Source organism: Hominimerdicola aceti, assembly GCF_025567495.1.
Taxonomy (GTDB): domain Bacteria; phylum Bacillota; class Clostridia; order Oscillospirales; family Ruminococcaceae; genus Hominimerdicola; species Hominimerdicola aceti.
The window spans coordinates 26,219-42,489 of the sequence record NZ_JAOQJZ010000018.1 but is presented as its reverse complement, the minus strand read 5'-3'; the positions used below and the strand labels follow the sequence as shown (position 1 = coordinate 42,489).

The following is a 16,271-nucleotide window of genomic DNA, read 5'->3' as shown; positions in this document are numbered from 1 at the left end:
TTAAGTCGAACAAACAACCGTCCTATGCGTCCCCTCAAATGGTTTTCGCCTATCGAATTTCTTAATAATAGTGTCCAATATGATTGACAAACCTACATTTAGACCTTTGCAAACAAAAAAAACACCGCACAAAGACGATAGGCGCCCCTTGTGCGGTGTTGGCTTCTATATAATTTTTGAGAGAAAATCTTTCAAACGCTGATTTTCAGGGTGTGCAAAGAACTCTGACGGCTTGTTCTGTTCGAGTATTTTTCCGTCTGCCATAAACAGAACTCTTGAAGCAACTTCCCTTGCAAAGCCCATTTCGTGGGTAACGACAACCATTGTCATTCCGTCGTTTGCAAGCTGTTTCATAAGCTCCAGCACCTCGCCCACCATCTCAGGGTCAAGCGCAGAAGTAGGCTCGTCAAAAAGCATTACTTCAGGGTTCATCGCCAGTGAACGTGCGATTGCTATTCTCTGCTTCTGACCGCCTGAGAGCCTTGAAGGATACTCGTCAGCCTTATCTGGCAGACCAACTCTTTCCAAAAGCTCCTCCGCCTTTTTGTCGGCTTCATCGGCTGTCATAAGTCCAAGCTTCACAGGGGCAAGAGTGATATTCTTTTTTATTGTAAGATGTGGGAAGAGGTTGAAATGCTGAAAAACCATGCCCATTCTCTGTCTGAGCTTGTTCATTTCATGCTCGTTCGCCTGAGTGATGTTCTCGCCCTCGAAGAAAATATCTCCAGAAGTAGGTCTTTCCATAAGGTTAAGACAGCGGAGAAAGGTGGATTTTCCTGAGCCTGACGGACCAACGATAACGACCTTTTCGCCCTTTTCGATAGTTTCGTTTATATCTTTCAGCACTTCGACCTCGCCGAAAGACTTGCTGAGATGTTTAACGTCTATCACTTTGCGACAGCCTCCTTTCAAGCTTTCCTACCAGATGAGTAAGCACAACTACCATTATAAGGTAAATAAGTGCAACTGTTATAAGCGGCATGAATGCCGAGAACGTCTGAGAACGGATTATATCTCCGCCCTTTGTAAGGTCCTGAATTGCGATATATCCTGCAACAGAGGTTTCTTTAAGCAAGACTATGCACTCGTTTGCAAGGGCAGGCAGAACAGTTTTAAAAGCCTGCGGAAGAACGATTGATATCATTGTCTGACGATAGCTAAGGCCAAGGCTTCTTCCTGCTTCAAACTGACCGTTGTCAACTGACATGATACCTGAACGGACTATCTCAGCCACATATGCGCCTGAGTTCACGCCAAATGCAAGCACAGCCACAAGAGTCTTGTCTATGTTCACGCTTCCGAAAATAACAAAATATGTTATAAGGAGCTGAACTACCATAGGAGTTCCTCTTATCACTGTAAGATACACTCTGCAAAGGGCGTTGAGTATCTTCATTTTGCCTGTCTTATCATGAGTAGAGCGGACTATAGCCACAAGAAATCCCAACACAAAGCCAAGTATGACCGCAAAGAAGGTTATGATAAGTGTTGTTTTAAGACCATTGGTAAGATAATGCCAACGGCTCTCGTCCAAAAAATTTTGCTGGAAATCGTCGATCAATTTGTTCAATTCAGCACTTCCTGTTCTTTATCAAAATAATTTCGGCTGCCGCTCTACGACAGCCGAAGTGTGAAAAATTATTTCTTTCTTACGATTATTACCTGACTTGATGATGTGTAAGTGTCAGAGAAAAGAACGTTTTTCTCTCTGTCAGGTGTAACTGTCATACCTGCAACGCCAACGTCTGCCTTGCCTGACTGAACGGCTGAGATGATAGAATCAAATGCCATATCGTCTATCTTAAGCTCATAACCAAGCTTGTCGCAAACTGCCTGCATCATATCAGCATCGATACCAACGACCTTATCGTTCTCTTTGCTCTCATATGGAGGGAACTCAGCGTTTGTTGCCATTACAAGCGTACCCTTATCTCTGCTAACATTATCAGGGGACTTGTATGGGTTCTTGCCAGCGTTCTCGCCAACGTAGTTTGCCTTGATAGCGTCAAGTGTTCCGTCAGCCTTAAGCTCCTTGAGAGCACCGTTGACAGCTGTCTGAAGCTCAGTGTTGTCAAGCTTCATAGCGATAGCGTATTCTTCCTCAGCAAAAGGCTCGTCAAGTATTTCAAGATCGTCATTCTTCTCAACGAATACCTTAGCAGGCTCAGCGTCGATTATAACAGCGTCTATCTTGCCCTGCTTCAGAGCCTGAACAGCATCAGCGCCCTTGTTGTATTTTTCTACCTTAGCGTCCTTAACGTCCTCGGCATAGATGTCGCCTGTTGTTCCAAGCTGAACACCGATAGTCTTGCCCTCCAGATCGTCAACGCTGTGAACTGTATTAGCAGGCACTCCGCAGCCTGCAAGCATTGTAACGCTCATTGCCACTGCAATAAGTCCTGCTGCAAATTTCTTCATAACATACATTCCTTTCAAAAATTGATAGCGACAGCCCTCCAATACCGGCTGTGCATAAACCTATATCATATATTATAACTGAACACACGGCTTTTTGCAATAGCTTTTATCAGTGATTTAATATATAAATTATGAATTTTTTGTTTTGCCAAACCATTTTAGTAAACAAAAAAGGTATCCACCCAATGGGGACACCTCTTTGTGAAAATCAGCTTAGAAATTCATTGTGAACTGAACTCTGTGGTTGCCGTCTGCGTCATCATCTATCATTTCAGCCTTTACGATAGTGATAGGTGTAACAGGCTTTGACTGTTCGTTGTCTGAACCTGTTGTTCTCTCAACTTTAAGAAAGTCATCAACAACGTCCATGCCCTCTGTTACCATGCCGAAAGCCGCATACTGACCGTCAAGGAAAGTATCGTCATCGCTGTAGCAGATAAAGAACTGGCTTGAAGCACTGTCCATATCGCTTGCTCTTGCCATTGAAACAACGCCTCTTGTATGGCTCAGGCTGTTTTCAACGCCATTTGCTGAGAACTCGCCCTTGATAGTTTCCTTGCTTCCGCCTGTGCCGTCACCGTTAGGGTCACCGCCCTGTGCCATAAAGCCGTCTACAACTCTATGGAAAGTAAGTCCGTCATAGAACTTTTCCTTCACCAGCTTCTCGAAGTTCTCGCAGGTGATAGGTGCGTCATTGGCATAAAGCGTGATAACGAACTTCTTGTCAGTGTCAGCCGCAGATGTCTGTGATGAGCTGTCGCTCTTATCACCGCAGGCTGTAAGAATTGCGCAGGCAAGCACGCCTGCTGTACAAAGAGCCAATGCTCTGAATAGCTTTTTAAGTTTCATTTTTATCGTCCTTTCGATCATTATTAATGGCACTCCTGCCTTTTCACTAGCCTATTATAGCACCTCCCTGGAAAAAAATCAACATCAGACCATGTTTTTCACAGAATTTTCATCATACGAAGCCTAAAGTTGGCTTATTTAATATTGATTTTTGGCTCTTAATGGAGTATAATTATAATGTTTTTTTAAAGAAAAATATAAAAACTATGTTATGTATGGAGGACTGAACAAAATGGATAAGCTGAAAAAAGCTCTGCCCTTTATTTTCCCACCTCTGGCTGTATTGCTCATAATGGGATTTGCTTTTTATCGGCATGGGCTTTACCCTTTTGGTGACGGCACTGTTTCATGGTGTGATATGTCACAGCAGGTGATACCTCTGCTCACCGACTTCAAGGATATTTTCACAGGCAAGGACGGAATGTTCCTTAACTTCCACAATGCAGGAGGAATGGACCTGTGGGGCGTTTTCTTCTTCTTTATCGCAAGCCCCTACACCTTGCTTGTGCTTTTTGTTGACAAGGCTGACATAATCTACCTCGTCAACATTCTCACAGTGCTTAAAATGATGACAGCGGCTGTAACGGCGCAGATATATTTCCGCTCCTGTCAAAAAAAGCTCGACCCTTATATTGGCGCTGTACTCAGCGTCATATACGCATTCTGCGGCTATGGAATGTTCTATTATCAGAACAACATATGGCTTGACATGATGTATCTTTTCCCACTCCTCATGGTGGCATTCAGGGAGCTTTTCGAGAAAAAGCGCATTATCCCGTACACTGTCATGCTCACACTTATGATGATAGTGAACTACTACATCAGCTACATGATAGTTGTTTTCATAATGATTTTCATGGCGCTTTGCTGCTGGCGTTACCGCAAGGAGGAAAAATACAAGGACGTTCCATGCAGATTTGTTATAGGCTCGCTCCTTGGTGCATTGCTCTCAGCGGTGGTATGGATGCCATGCTTTCTGCAGTTTTTGTCAAGCGGACGTTCTAAATCAGTTATCCAACAGATCGAAACCGCCTCATTCATCACAAACTACAACACCACATTCTGCCTGCTGTTGTCAACGGCTTCGGTGATAGTGATAGTTGCGGTGTTTCTTCTTGACGGCAAAAAGAGAAGCAAGCGTCTTAATACCGACCTTATAATGCTCTTTTTGATGCTCGTACCTATTTTAATAGAGCCTGCGAACCTTATGTGGCACACGGGAAGCTATATGTCGTTCCCATGCAGATACGCTTTCATTACCATATTCTTTGCACTTATCTGCGCAGGATATTTTCTGTCATCGGAAAACGCAGTGGCAAAAGGAAAGAAAAACTGCGACCACTTTGTTATTTTCCTGATACTTGCGGCACTTATCTACGGCTTTTACAACTTCTCTGAGGGCTTTGTTGAGAACAATCGTGACGGAATGTCAAAATACACTAAAAGCCTTTGGCAGGACAGCACCGCCTTTGAGCTTTGCCTTGAATTTTTCATTGTGGCGGCGGCTTTCTATACTGTTATCGTTCTGCTGCACAAAAAGGGCTGGATATCAAAGAAGATATTTGCTGTCTTCCTCGCAATGTTTGTTGCGGCTGAGTCATACGCAAACGTGAACATTTATATGGTATCTCCAAGCATGAACAATACTCTCCGCGCGGCTAATCATCAGAAGATAATGGATCTTTCAGACAGGCTTGACGAAACAGAGGGCTTTTACAGAGTAAAGACCGCAAGCAAGCTTTTCGAGGTCAATCTGGTCGGCTCAATGGGCTACAATTCCCTGAGCCACTACACCTCCCTCACAAGCCGTGATTATATGTACATGATGAAGCAGCTTGGTTACTCTTCCTACTGGATGGAGGTAGGCTCATATGGCGGAACGGAGCTTACTGACGCTTTGCTGTCAGTAAAATATCTTATTGAAAAAGGTACAGGCTCGGCTGACGCTGTATATTCAAACGATACCTACGAGATAGTGCCGACAGAATACTATCTCCCCCTTGGCATTGTGACCGACGCTGACCTGAGCGGCAGTGAGGAGCTTTCCACAGGCACAAGAAGCAACGTTCAGAAGAAGCTTTTTGAACAGCTTTTCGGTGGCAACGGTAACGAGCTTATCACAGACTACGAATACACCACGATCTATGGTGTGCAGGACGACAGTAACTTTAAACCGAACTACACCCTCACTACTACTAGCGATGTAGCCTACATGGACTACAGCATAGATGTGACAGACAAGCAGACACTTTATTTTGACTGCTTCGACAAGCTTTCAAACAGCCTCAGCGAGGATATAAACGGAAGCTTCATGGTAACAGTGAACGGTCAGGTAAAGCAGATGGATTATCCGTCACAATCGAGCAACGGGCTTTTGAAGCTTGGGAAATTTGAAAATGAACACGTCAACGTGCGTGTGACCTTGAAGAAAGACATCACAAGCTGCCGTTCCTATGGCGTTTTCGGGCTTCACCACAATGTTCTTGAAAAGGCACTTGAGCAGGCACAGACCGCCGGTCTTACAGACAGTGACGGCAAGCTTTCTGGAAGCGTTAATGCAAAGGCAGGACAGAAATGTGTGCTTCAGATACCATATCAGGAGGGTCTGAAAATAAAGGTCAACGGCAAGGCTGTTTCATATGACAAGGTTTTCGGTGACCTTGTAAGCTTTGACTTGCAGGAGGGCGAGAACACCATAACTGTAACAAGCGTGCCAAAGGGCTTTTATGCAGGTCTTGCACTGACTATCGCAGGCATTGCACTGACAGCAGGATTTTTCTTCATAAGAAAGAAACTGAAATTCGGAGAAACTATGGAAGCCGCTGCACTTGTGGCTGTTATCGGTGCGGGAGCTATTGTGATCATAGTGGTTTATGTTGCACCTTGCATACTGAATATTTATAGCTGATAAATAGTACAGAACAATAATTCGGGACGTCGCATTTCTGTGAAACAGAAATTGAGCCGTTCCCCTACATAACAAAACTGCGGATAGCATTTTGCCGTCCGCAGTTTTTATTTTATCCGAATTTACTTATGCTCCTCCAGATACTTTTCAGTATCCATTGGATAACATTTCAGGTTTGGAAGCTCGTCAAGGGTGAGAACTCTTTCGCTGTTGTAGATCTTGTTCCACTCGTCAAATGTGGTGTACTGATCTGAAAGCTGTTTATCCTTGATACAGAACTCGCCGTTCCATGTACTGAACCACGCCCAGCGTGTGCCGTCGTTGAATGCTCCGTCAGGGTCGAACATCGAGCCGTTCTCTGTCATTGCGATTATCTTTTTTGTGGATGTGCTTGACTTCACAAGGTCATAATACCACTTCTGTGAAGAGCTGTCCCGCTCTGCAGGGTAACAGTCATAGCCCATGATGTCAACATACTCATCTCCCGGATACCAGTCAGGATTCTGTGCGTTCCATACCCAGATAAGGTTATTAAGACCATACTCATTTGTGAACTTGTCATACATAAGTTTCCAAAGCTGGATATAAGCGTCCTTTCCTGCCGAGCCCCACCAGAACCATGCGTTGCCAGGATACTTAGGGTCGCCTGCCGCCTCGTGGAGAGGTCGCCAAAGTATAGGCACGTTTGCGTCTGCAAGCTCTTTAAGTACCCCTGCCATATGGTCAAGGTCTGCTATGATAGAATCGTAGCCCTCTTTGTCCTCGCCACTTAGAGCCTTTGCAAGGTCGAAGTCTGTGTATTCAGAATAGAAGCCCTGCCACCATGCTCCGCCGTTCTTTTCCAGGTTTTTCTCAGGGGCATACCAATGCCAGCAAAGTGAAACTATTCCGTTTTCATTGTTGTACCAATCCATAGCCTGCAAAGGTACCATATCTCCGCCGCCTGCGCCATGTGAAAGTGCGCTGTTTGAAAGGTTTGAAACGTCAAGACCAAGTATAGCAGGCGTCTTGCCTGTGTGCTTCTTTATCTCCTTGAACTCACGGCAGTCCTTGCCCTCGTTATCTCCTGAGAACTGACCTGAGATAGTATACTTTCCGTAAACGTCCGTAAGGAAATTATATAGTCTTTTTGCCTCGTCAGAAGCGTTAGGGTTTGAAAGCTGATTTGATACCTCATACTGTGAAAGGTCGATAGCAGGAGCTGGGTTTATCTTTATCTTGTCAATATAGATATGACCATTGTCGCCCTTTATGCCTACCTTATGAGTACCTTCGTCGATAAGCACATTTTCAGCCATAGTGTCGCCAAACTCTGTTGTGGTTGATGTGAAGTTTGTGAGCGCAGCACCGTCAACAGTGATAAGATTTGACTGACCCTCGCCGTCTGCCGCCATTGTGAGAGTAATATTATAGCTTCCCTTTGCAGGAAAATCTATCTCGAACTCCACCATATCTCCCGATGAGCCTATGGAAACGAAGCCATCGCCAGAAAACTTACCAAGAAAATTCTTATCAAGCACTGCCGCACCTCCCGAAAGAGTTCCTTTTTCCGCCTCGGATTCGTAGCTGAAATCCTCAGGAACGTCATACTCTGTCGTTACGTCTGAAAGGTCGATATTGCCCATATCCTCAACGACAGGGGCTGTTGTAGTGGTAGTCTCGCCTGCTGACGAGCTGCCTGAGCTGCTGTTTCCTGTGCTGCTGCAGCCTGCTGCCGCACAAGCGATAAGCACTGCCATAACGGTAGCAACTGTTCTTTTCATCATTCCACGCATAATGTTCTCCTTATCATTTATAATTATAATATTCAAATTTTTATAAAGCCAAGCTTTGCGAAGCTCTCGCCTTTAGGCTTTATATTCCATACTTTTAAATATATCATATAAAAAATCATTGTCAATAGCCATTTTTAATGTTTAACATCGTGTTCAAAATTGATAACGTTTACTTTTATTTGAACTAAAAAAATATGAACCCACACGACATTGGGTTCATATTTTCATACATAAAAAATATTATTTTCTGAGAAACGTTCTGTATACCCAACGGGTGAATTTTCTGGGAAATATAAACAAGCCAAGCTGCAGAGCGCATGGCATGAAAAAGTCACGGAAGCCCGTATACCCTGAACGGTGTATTATCCACCTCACACGAATGAAAGCCTTTGTATGCTCCCAGCTTTTGCGTGTATCTACAGTATTTTCATCTATGCGGTAGCGCACAAGCACCTCGGGTATATTCTGCCCCTTTGCACCATGCTGTAACATTCGTGCGATAAACTCATAGTCCTCGCACATTTTAAGGTCACTGTAACCGCCTATCTTTTCCGCAAAGGACTTGCGAAAAGCCACAGACTGCCTGTTGAAAGGGTTGCGTCGTTTGGAATATGAAGCGATATCCTTATGCATGACAGGCACTTTTTTCACCGAAACTACCTCGTCAGTGTCAGTGTCGAACTCCTCCACATATGTGCCGATTATATCAAGCTTAGGCTTCACCGCAAAAAGGGTCATCTGCTTCAAGCATCGGTTAGGGAGAGATATATCGTCGCTGTCCATTTTCACGATATAATCGCATTTACACGCCTTTATGCCCTCGTTGTAAGCCTTTCCAACGCCCACGTTCTCGTCTATCTGAACGATATGGAAAATATGCTTGAACTCGTCCTGAAATGACTTTACGATAATATTAAGCTCGCAGGTGAGCTTGCCGTCGCACACAAGCACGAAGTCAGAGGGAGGATATGACTGCATGAGCATAGACTCAAGACTCTCGTTAAGGTTCTCAGGAAGCTCACGGTCATACACCGACATAAGCACACTGTATTCAGGCAGCGTATATTTTCCAACACGATACGTCATAAAATCCCTCCCCTGCATTATTATCAACTCAATTATACTATAACAGCTCCAAAAAGTCAACTACGACCAACAAAGTATACTATTTATATAGTACAGACCAATACACAAAAAAGACCGCCCCATTCGGAACGGTCTTGTAAGCTACTTTGAAAAATTAGCCAAGCTTCTTAGCAAGCTGTGATACCTTTCTTGCAGCAGCATTCTTATGCATAATGCCCTTTGTGCAAGCCATATCTACCTTCTTGATAGCAGCTCTTACTACTTCTTCCTTGTTTTCTGCATTCTCAGCTACAGCAGCGTCAGCCTTCTTGAGTGCAGTTTTAAGATCAGACTTTACAGCCTTGTTTCTCATTGTCTTAGTGTTGATAACCTTGACTCTCTTCTTAGCGGATTTAATGTTTGGCATACCGACACCTCCCTCATTCTGTATAAATTTGCACTTATTTGCACAAGCTATCCGCAGACTGAGAGGAAATGCGGAAAGCCCTTTAAACAAGCCTTGTAAAATATTTTACCACATTTCAAAAGAAATTGCAAGGGGGTTTACTGAAAAAAATATAGAAATTTTGCGGCCTAAATTGTAGGAACACACAAAAACTTACACGATATCACAGGAAGGTGAATAAAATGAGCATTAGAACGGATATGGCGGCGGAGAGCTTTTCTCAGGCAGGCGGTGCGGAAAAGCTTCAGGGAGTGAAAGTCAAAAACAAGGTTATTGAAAACGCTAGGCTTGAGGTAACGGACATCACCATAGAAACACAGGAAGCCGCCGAAAAGCTTGGCAGACCTGTCGGCAGATACATCACCCTTACCGCCACAGATTCAACATTCGATATGTACAGCGACAGTTTTCGTGAGCGTGCAGAAGTCATAGCAAAAGCCTTAGGTGAGCTTTGCGGTGGATGTGAACGTTTTTTGGCAGTAGGGCTTGGGAACTATGCCCTGACTTCTGACGCTGTTGGCCCTCTTACCGCTGAAAAGATCTTCGCTACCCGTCACATAAAAAGCCTTGCAAAAGAGATTGATACTGACGATCTGGGCGAGGTCACAGTGATACAGCCAGGAGTTCTTGGAAACACGGGAATAGAATCCTCAGAGCAGGTAAAAGCAATTGCGGAGCGTGTAACACCGCAGGCTATCATTGCCGTTGACGCACTGGCTTGCAGCGAGCTTTCAAATCTTGGCAGGACAATACAGCTTTGCAACACGGGCATTTCTCCGGGAAGCGGAGTCGAAAACGCACGAAAAGAGCTTTCGCTTTCGACTCTCGGGGTAAAGTGCATTGCCATAGGCGTGCCAACGGTCATAGATCTTTGCACTGCCGCACAGCACATTTTCGGTCAGACCGCACCTGAAAGCTCCGAAAACATCATGGTCGCTCCGAAAACTGCTGACAAACTTTCGGAAAACTGCGCAAAGCTCATTGCAATGGGCATAAACCGTGCCGTTCACCCTGCCCTGTCGCAAGAGGACATTCAAACTCTCACCTGCTGACAAAAGACAGGTGGTACGGTAATGTAAAACCTGTATACAACAATTGTAAACTTTTTATTAATATGTATGAGTGAAATTGCGAAAACGTTTTCTGAAAACGAATACTCACACAAATTCAACACACCTTTGTCATAATCAACAAAAACGCTTGAGCTTTATATTGCAAAATGCTGATTGACTAAATTTAAACTTTTTGTTATCATTAGTAAGGACGAAAAATAAGCGTTATGGCAAGCGTTGTCGGGTAACAATGCTTGTCGATCGTAACAGATGAACGTTTTGGGTAAGGAACATTCGTCTATTATCAAGGAGGTTACTATAATGAAAATGGCAAAGAGAATTTTCGCTGCTGCTTGTGCGCTTTCACTGGCTTGCAGCATGGCTGCTTGTGGCAGCTCATCAAGTGACAGCTCATCTTCCAAGAAGGAAGCTAAGGCTATGACAGATGATCAGAAGGAGCAGGTAAATGCACTTCAGGATAAGCTCCCTGACATCGAGCTTTCAAACAAGACTATCAAGTGGATGTCTCACTATGACATCAACCCTAGTGATGGTAAGTCAGAATCACCTGCTATCTCACTTTTCCAGACTAAGTACGGTGGAAAGATCGAGTATGTTCAGACAACTTGGGATAACAGATATACTGATCTTGCTAAGGCAGTTATGGCTAACGACTCACCTGACTTCTTCCCTGCTGACGACATGGACGCATTCCCTAAGGGTGCTATCAAGGCCATGTTCGAGCCTATCGACGATGTAGTTGATTTCAGCTCAGACATCTGGTCATCATCACAGACACTTAACGATTCATTCGTATTCAACGGCAAGCACTATGTAGCTGCTATCGACGTAAGACCACAGTATGTTTGTACATACAACACAAAGACAATATCAGACTTTGGCTATGACGATCCTGCTGAGCTTTACGCTAATGACGAGTGGACATGGAGCAAGTTCACAGAGATGTGCCTTGACTTTGCAGACTCTGAAGCTGACAGATATGCTCTTGATGGTTACTGGTACGGCAAGGCTCTTAACGATACTTGCGGTTATCCACTTATCGGTCTTGAGGACGGCAAGCTTGTAAACAACATGGGCAAGGCTGAAGTTGGCACAGTTCAGGATCTTATGTACAACCTTGAGAAGAACAACGTTGTATTCGACAGATCAAGCAACAACTGGAAGACAAGAGGTGACGGAGCTAACGGTGAAGGTCTTGGTTCACAGCTCACACTGTTCATTCCTATCGGCACATGGGCTCTCGAGGATACTCCTGAAAAGACTAAGACATTCGGAAGCGTCAAGGACGGCGAGGTTATGTTCGTTCCAATGCCAAGAATGGACGATTCTGACAAGTACTATGTATCTACAGGCGTAAACGGCTATCTCCTCTGCAAGAACGCTCCAAACCCAGACGGCTTCAATGCGTTCGTAAACTGCTGCAAGGTTGCAAACTCTGAGGTACAGAACATCACAGAAGAACAGCTCAAGAACGACTACGGCTGGACAGACGATATGATCGAGATGCGTAAGACAATTTACGATCTGGCTAGACAGAATCCTGTATTCGACTTCCAGGACGGCGTATCTGCTGAGCTTTCAACACTTATGCAGACAGTAAACCAGGCTACAATGGTAACAGGCGGCGGAGCTACTACATGGACAGAGTGCGTTGCTGAGAACCAGAAGGCTGTTGATTACATCATCAAGGAAGCAAACGCTAACGTTGCTGAATAATTCAGTATTTTCAAGCGGGACGTTCATTCGTCCCGCTTTTTTATTGCCTTTGTATTTGTCACGAATTTGTTAAATATATTTGTACGCAAAATGCACAATATAAAATACATAAATTTGTGCAAGAATTTTACGGATTTTTATGTACAAATCACAAAAAATATGCTATAATAAATGTACGTTAAAAAGAATATATCAAAGAAGGGAGATATGTTTTATGAGATCGATTATTACTATCAGCCGTGAATTTGGCAGCGGAGGACGTGAAATAGGCAAGAAGCTTGCTGATGATCTGGGCATACCTTTCTATGATAAAGAGCTTTTGGAAATGGCTTCAAAAGAGAGCGGTATATGTCAGGAGCTTTTTGTTAAGAACGATGAGTCCTATACTAACAGCTTTCTTTTCTCACTGGTCATGGGTAATTACCCTGTAAGTGCAGACGGCAGGATCAATCCTGATATGCCGCTGAATCACAAGATATTCTTGGCTCAGTTTGAAACTATCAAGAACATTGCAAAGAAGGGTCCTTGTGTTATTGTAGGACGTTGTGCTGACTATGTTCTGAAAAATGAGCCTAATATTATCGACTTCTTCATTTCCGGCAACACTGCCGAAAAGAAAAAGCGTATCCTTGAGAGATACGATATCGAAAAAAACAAAGCTGAGGACTTTATCCGCAAGACTGATAAGCGGAGAGCTTCATACTATAATTATTACACCGACATGAAATGGGGCGAAGCAAAGAACTATGACCTTTGTATCAACTCGTCCAAAACAGGCGTTGACGGTGCTATCAAGCTTATGAAGGCTTATATCGAAATAAAAGAAGCCAACGCTGATAAATAGGAATTTTTCGTTTTAATTCATTTTACTTTCCTTACTACGAAAGAGGGCTGACCATAGGGTCGGTCCTTTTCCGTTTTATGAGAAGTTTTATTACTCCAGCTTAAACAAAGTGTAACCAATATGTTATTGACAATAACAAGCAAATATATTATACTGTATAAAAGGGCAGAAGTCCGACAAAAAAAAATAAAAAATACTGCAAAAGGAGAAACAGAAAATGGCTGAAATAAAAGTTATCACTATCGGCAGACATTATTGCGCAGGCGGTTCGACTATCGGTAAGCTTGTGGCTGAAAAGCTTGGTATCCCATGCTATGACAGAGAGATAATCGACATGGCGGCACAAAAAAGTGGCATTGCAATGAGCGAGATACAAAAATACGAGGAAGCCGCTCTGAGCATTCTCAAAACACCGATAAATCTGTTTTCAAAGGAGAAAGAGTATCCTATAACAGAGAAGATATTCGCCGCTGAAACAGAGGTAATAATGGAGCTTGTTTCAAAGGGAAACTGCGTTATCGTGGGCAGATGTGCAGATTTTATACTGAAAAACAAAGTCAAGACGCTGAATGTCTTCATTAATGCAAGCTTTGAGAAGCGTCAGGAATGCGCAATTGAGAAGCACAACATCTCCGAGGACGAGGTAGAAGCAAGGCTCAAAAAGTATGACAAAAAACGTGCCGACTATTACAACTCCAACACCAACAAAAAGTGGGGGGATATTTCAAGCTATGATATGTGCCTTGACAGCGGCAGGCTTGGCTACGAAATGTGTGCCGAGATAATTGCTGACACTGTGAAGCTTTCAAGGGAGAAATAGGGGCAATATTTTATTGGGAGCGATAAAAAATGTCAAAGGATAAGGAAGTCAAGACCAACGCCATGCGTATTCTTGACAGAAATAAGGTAAAATACAAGGTCAACACATACGAGTGCGACGAGTTTATCGACGGCATACACATTGCAGATATGCTCGGTCAGCCTTATGAAAGCTCATTCAAGACCCTTGTGACAGTGGGTAAAAGCGGCAATTACTATGTTTTCGCTATCCCTATCGCAGAGGAGCTTGACATGAAAAAGGCGGCAAAGTCTGTGGGCGAAAAGTCGGTTGAGATGCTCCATGTGAAGGATATAAACTCTGTTACGGGCTACATTCGTGGTGGCTGTACACCCCTTGGCATGAAAAAGCAGTACATGACGGTAGTTGACAGCTCTGCAGAGCAGTTTGAGGAGATAATCATAAGCGGCGGACGTATCGGGTCGCAGATAATGCTTTCTCCGAAAGACCTTATCAAGGTCACAAGGGGTAAATTTGAGAGCATAACAATGAGTGAATAGAAAAAAAGAGAGCCGCTTGGCTCTCTTTTATTTTGCATTTATGTTGATATATTCGGGCTTTGTCTTTGAGTACATTATTTTCTGGCTGGAATAAAGTCCGTAATAGCCCGAAAGCATATAGCTTACTCCGCAGGCAACCGCAAAAAGCACAAGCCCACTTCCACCGAAAAGCTCATAGCTGAGAAGTATGGAAGCCACAGGGCAGTTCACAACGCCACAGAAAAGTGCCACAAGACCTATAGCCGCACCGAATGATGGGTCAAGCCCCAAAAAGCCTGCGGCTGTACAGCCGAAAGTTGCTCCGATAAAGAAGGTCGGGACTATCTCACCGCCCTTGAAACCTGTATTTATAGTTATGGCGGTGAAAAGCATTTTCAGGGCAAAGGCTTCTGGGTGCGCCTTACCTTTCTCTAAAGCCGCCACGATAACGTCTACGCCTGCTCCGTTGTAATCCCTTGTACCTACAAGCAAAGTCAATGCAATGATCACAACGCCACCTACAGCTATCCTGAGATAGGTGTTAGGCAGATACATCTGAAATCTTGAATGTGAAAACTCCATTACCATGCAAAGGAGTATGGATATCACCGCACAAAGAGCCGCAAGCGCCGCTATCTGGGTCACAGACACAAGGGAAAGCCTTGGTATGCCTGTTATGTTGAACTTTGTTGGCGCAAGCCCTGCCAACAGCGATATTTTATATGCGATAAGAGAGGAAGCTATGCAAGGCACAAGACCCACATAGTATATAACGCCCACACTTATTACTTCCATAGCGAAAAAAGTCGCAGTCAAAGGCGTGCCGAAAAGTGCGGCAAACACCGCGCTCATTCCGCACATTATCACAAGGCTGGAGTCTTTTTCGTCAAGCTTTAAAAGCTCGCCTGCCTTTGCGCCAATGCTTCCGCCAAGTTGCAAAGCCGCACCCTCACGTCCTGCCGAACCTCCCGTAAGGTGGGTGAGTACGGTGCCTAGAAAGATGAGAGGCGCCATAAGCAGCGGCACTTTGATGTTTCCACGAACAGAGCTTATGATAAGATTTGTACCGGTCTCCTCGTTCACCTTGCAGACACGATAGCTGAAAATGATAAACAGACCTGCCAACGGCATAAGATACAATGTCCAGCTATGACACTCACGGAAGCCTGTGGCAAAATTTACCGCCATATGAAACAGCGAGCCGACTATTCCCCCTATTACACCCACTGCGCAGGCGATAAAGACCCACTTTGCAAAGGCTATGGAGAATTTTTTCACCGTCCGCATTTTGCTTTTTATAAACTCACTGCTTATTTTCCTCACCCCTTTTTACAGAAAAACAACGGGCGACATACGCCGCCCGAAATACTTGAAATACAGCCCCACAATAATGGGACGTCGCATTTCTGTGAAACAGAAATTCAGCCGTTCCACTACAAGATAATATGCTAAATTATACCTCAGCGATTACCTCTACCTCAACGAGAACGTCCTTTGGAAGCTCTTTTGCGGCAACGCATGAACGTGCAGGCTTTGATGTGAAATACTCGCCGTAAACTCCGTTAAATGCGCCGAAATCTGACATATTCTTAAGGAAGCATACTGTCTTTACAGCCTTGCCGATAGATGTTCCTGCGGCTTCAAGAACATTTGTGAGGTTCTTGCAAACCTGATGTGTCTGCTCCTCGATAGTTGTTGCCTCAACGTTGCCTGTTGCAGGATTGATTGCTATCTGACCTGATGTGAAAACAAGGTTTCCTACCTTCATTGCCTGTGAATATGGACCAATTGCGTCCGGTGCGTTCTTTGTGTAAACAACTTCTGCCATTTTTATCTACTC

The 16,271-nt window shown here is 44.2% G+C and carries 15 protein-coding genes; 6 read left to right on the top strand and 9 right to left on the bottom strand.

Going from position 1 to position 16,271, the window contains the following annotated elements; genetic code table 11:
* Positions 1-165 precede the first annotated feature (165 nt).
* From OCV57_RS13305 to OCV57_RS13290, 4 genes are all read right to left on the bottom strand, one after another.
* On the bottom strand, positions 166-891 hold the full coding sequence (locus tag OCV57_RS13305; RefSeq protein ID WP_267301941.1) for an amino acid ABC transporter ATP-binding protein: 726 nt from the start codon (positions 889-891) through the stop codon (positions 166-168).
* Positions 878-1,570 (bottom strand): amino acid ABC transporter permease, encoded by a 693-nt coding sequence (locus OCV57_RS13300; protein WP_022287637.1) that lies wholly within the window; start codon positions 1,568-1,570, stop codon positions 878-880. Before OCV57_RS13300 ends, OCV57_RS13305 begins: the two co-directional genes overlap by 14 nt.
* 68 nt (positions 1,571-1,638) lie before the next feature.
* Positions 1,639-2,418, bottom strand: a complete 780-nt coding sequence (locus OCV57_RS13295; protein ID WP_022287636.1) for a transporter substrate-binding domain-containing protein — start codon at positions 2,416-2,418, stop codon at positions 1,639-1,641.
* A gap of 213 nt (positions 2,419-2,631) precedes the next feature.
* Entirely contained in the window at positions 2,632-3,267 is a 636-nt protein-coding gene (locus tag OCV57_RS13290) for a peptidylprolyl isomerase (RefSeq protein ID WP_267301940.1), read from the bottom strand.
* Between the two features lie 232 nt (positions 3,268-3,499).
* Here OCV57_RS13290 and OCV57_RS13285 point away from each other — a divergent pair, with 232 nt between their 5' ends.
* Positions 3,500-6,175 carry a YfhO family protein gene (locus OCV57_RS13285; protein ID WP_267301939.1) on the top strand — a complete coding sequence of 892 codons (2,676 nt, stop codon included), beginning with the start codon at positions 3,500-3,502 and terminating at the stop codon, positions 6,173-6,175.
* Positions 6,176-6,297: 122 nt separating this feature from the next.
* Here OCV57_RS13285 and OCV57_RS13280 read toward each other — a convergent pair whose 3' ends face one another.
* The 3 genes from OCV57_RS13280 to rpsT form a co-directional block, all read right to left on the bottom strand.
* Entirely contained in the window at positions 6,298-7,950 is a 1,653-nt protein-coding gene (locus OCV57_RS13280) for a glycosyl hydrolase (protein ID WP_267301938.1), read from the bottom strand.
* Positions 7,951-8,190: 240 nt separating this feature from the next.
* A complete protein-coding gene (locus tag OCV57_RS13275) occupies positions 8,191-9,036 on the bottom strand; it encodes a glycosyltransferase (RefSeq protein WP_022287632.1) in 846 nt (281 codons plus the stop codon).
* A gap of 154 nt (positions 9,037-9,190) precedes the next feature.
* Entirely contained in the window at positions 9,191-9,442 is a 252-nt protein-coding gene (gene rpsT, locus OCV57_RS13270) for a 30S ribosomal protein S20 (protein ID WP_022287631.1), read from the bottom strand.
* 221 nt (positions 9,443-9,663) lie between these two features.
* Here rpsT and gpr point away from each other — a divergent pair, with 221 nt between their 5' ends.
* The 5 genes from gpr to ybaK all read left to right on the top strand — a co-directional run bounded on the left by gpr (position 9,664) and on the right by ybaK (position 14,452).
* Positions 9,664-10,533 carry a GPR endopeptidase gene (gpr, locus tag OCV57_RS13265; RefSeq protein WP_267301937.1) on the top strand — a complete coding sequence of 290 codons (870 nt, stop codon included), beginning with the start codon at positions 9,664-9,666 and terminating at the stop codon, positions 10,531-10,533.
* Positions 10,534-10,854: 321 nt separating this feature from the next.
* On the top strand, positions 10,855-12,270 hold the full coding sequence (locus tag OCV57_RS13260) for an ABC transporter substrate-binding protein (RefSeq protein WP_267301936.1): 1,416 nt from the start codon (positions 10,855-10,857) through the stop codon (positions 12,268-12,270).
* Positions 12,271-12,484: 214 nt separating this feature from the next.
* Positions 12,485-13,114, top strand: coding sequence for a cytidylate kinase-like family protein (locus tag OCV57_RS13255; RefSeq protein ID WP_022287628.1), 630 nt, complete (start codon positions 12,485-12,487; stop codon positions 13,112-13,114).
* A gap of 217 nt (positions 13,115-13,331) precedes the next feature.
* Positions 13,332-13,934: a cytidylate kinase-like family protein gene (locus tag OCV57_RS13250; RefSeq protein WP_022287627.1), complete on the top strand. Its 603-nt coding sequence runs from the start codon at positions 13,332-13,334 to the stop codon at positions 13,932-13,934.
* A gap of 29 nt (positions 13,935-13,963) precedes the next feature.
* Positions 13,964-14,452, top strand: coding sequence for a Cys-tRNA(Pro) deacylase (gene ybaK / locus OCV57_RS13245; protein ID WP_022287626.1), 489 nt, complete (start codon positions 13,964-13,966; stop codon positions 14,450-14,452).
* A gap of 27 nt (positions 14,453-14,479) precedes the next feature.
* Here ybaK and OCV57_RS13240 read toward each other — a convergent pair whose 3' ends face one another.
* On the bottom strand, positions 14,480-15,718 hold the full coding sequence (locus tag OCV57_RS13240) for a chloride channel protein (RefSeq protein WP_046441633.1): 1,239 nt from the start codon (positions 15,716-15,718) through the stop codon (positions 14,480-14,482).
* Between the two features lie 166 nt (positions 15,719-15,884).
* The gene (locus OCV57_RS13235; RefSeq protein WP_022287624.1) at positions 15,885-16,259 is read right to left on the bottom strand and encodes a RidA family protein; all 375 of its coding nucleotides are present in this window, start codon (positions 16,257-16,259) and stop codon (positions 15,885-15,887) included.
* Positions 16,260-16,271: the final 12 nt, after the last annotated feature.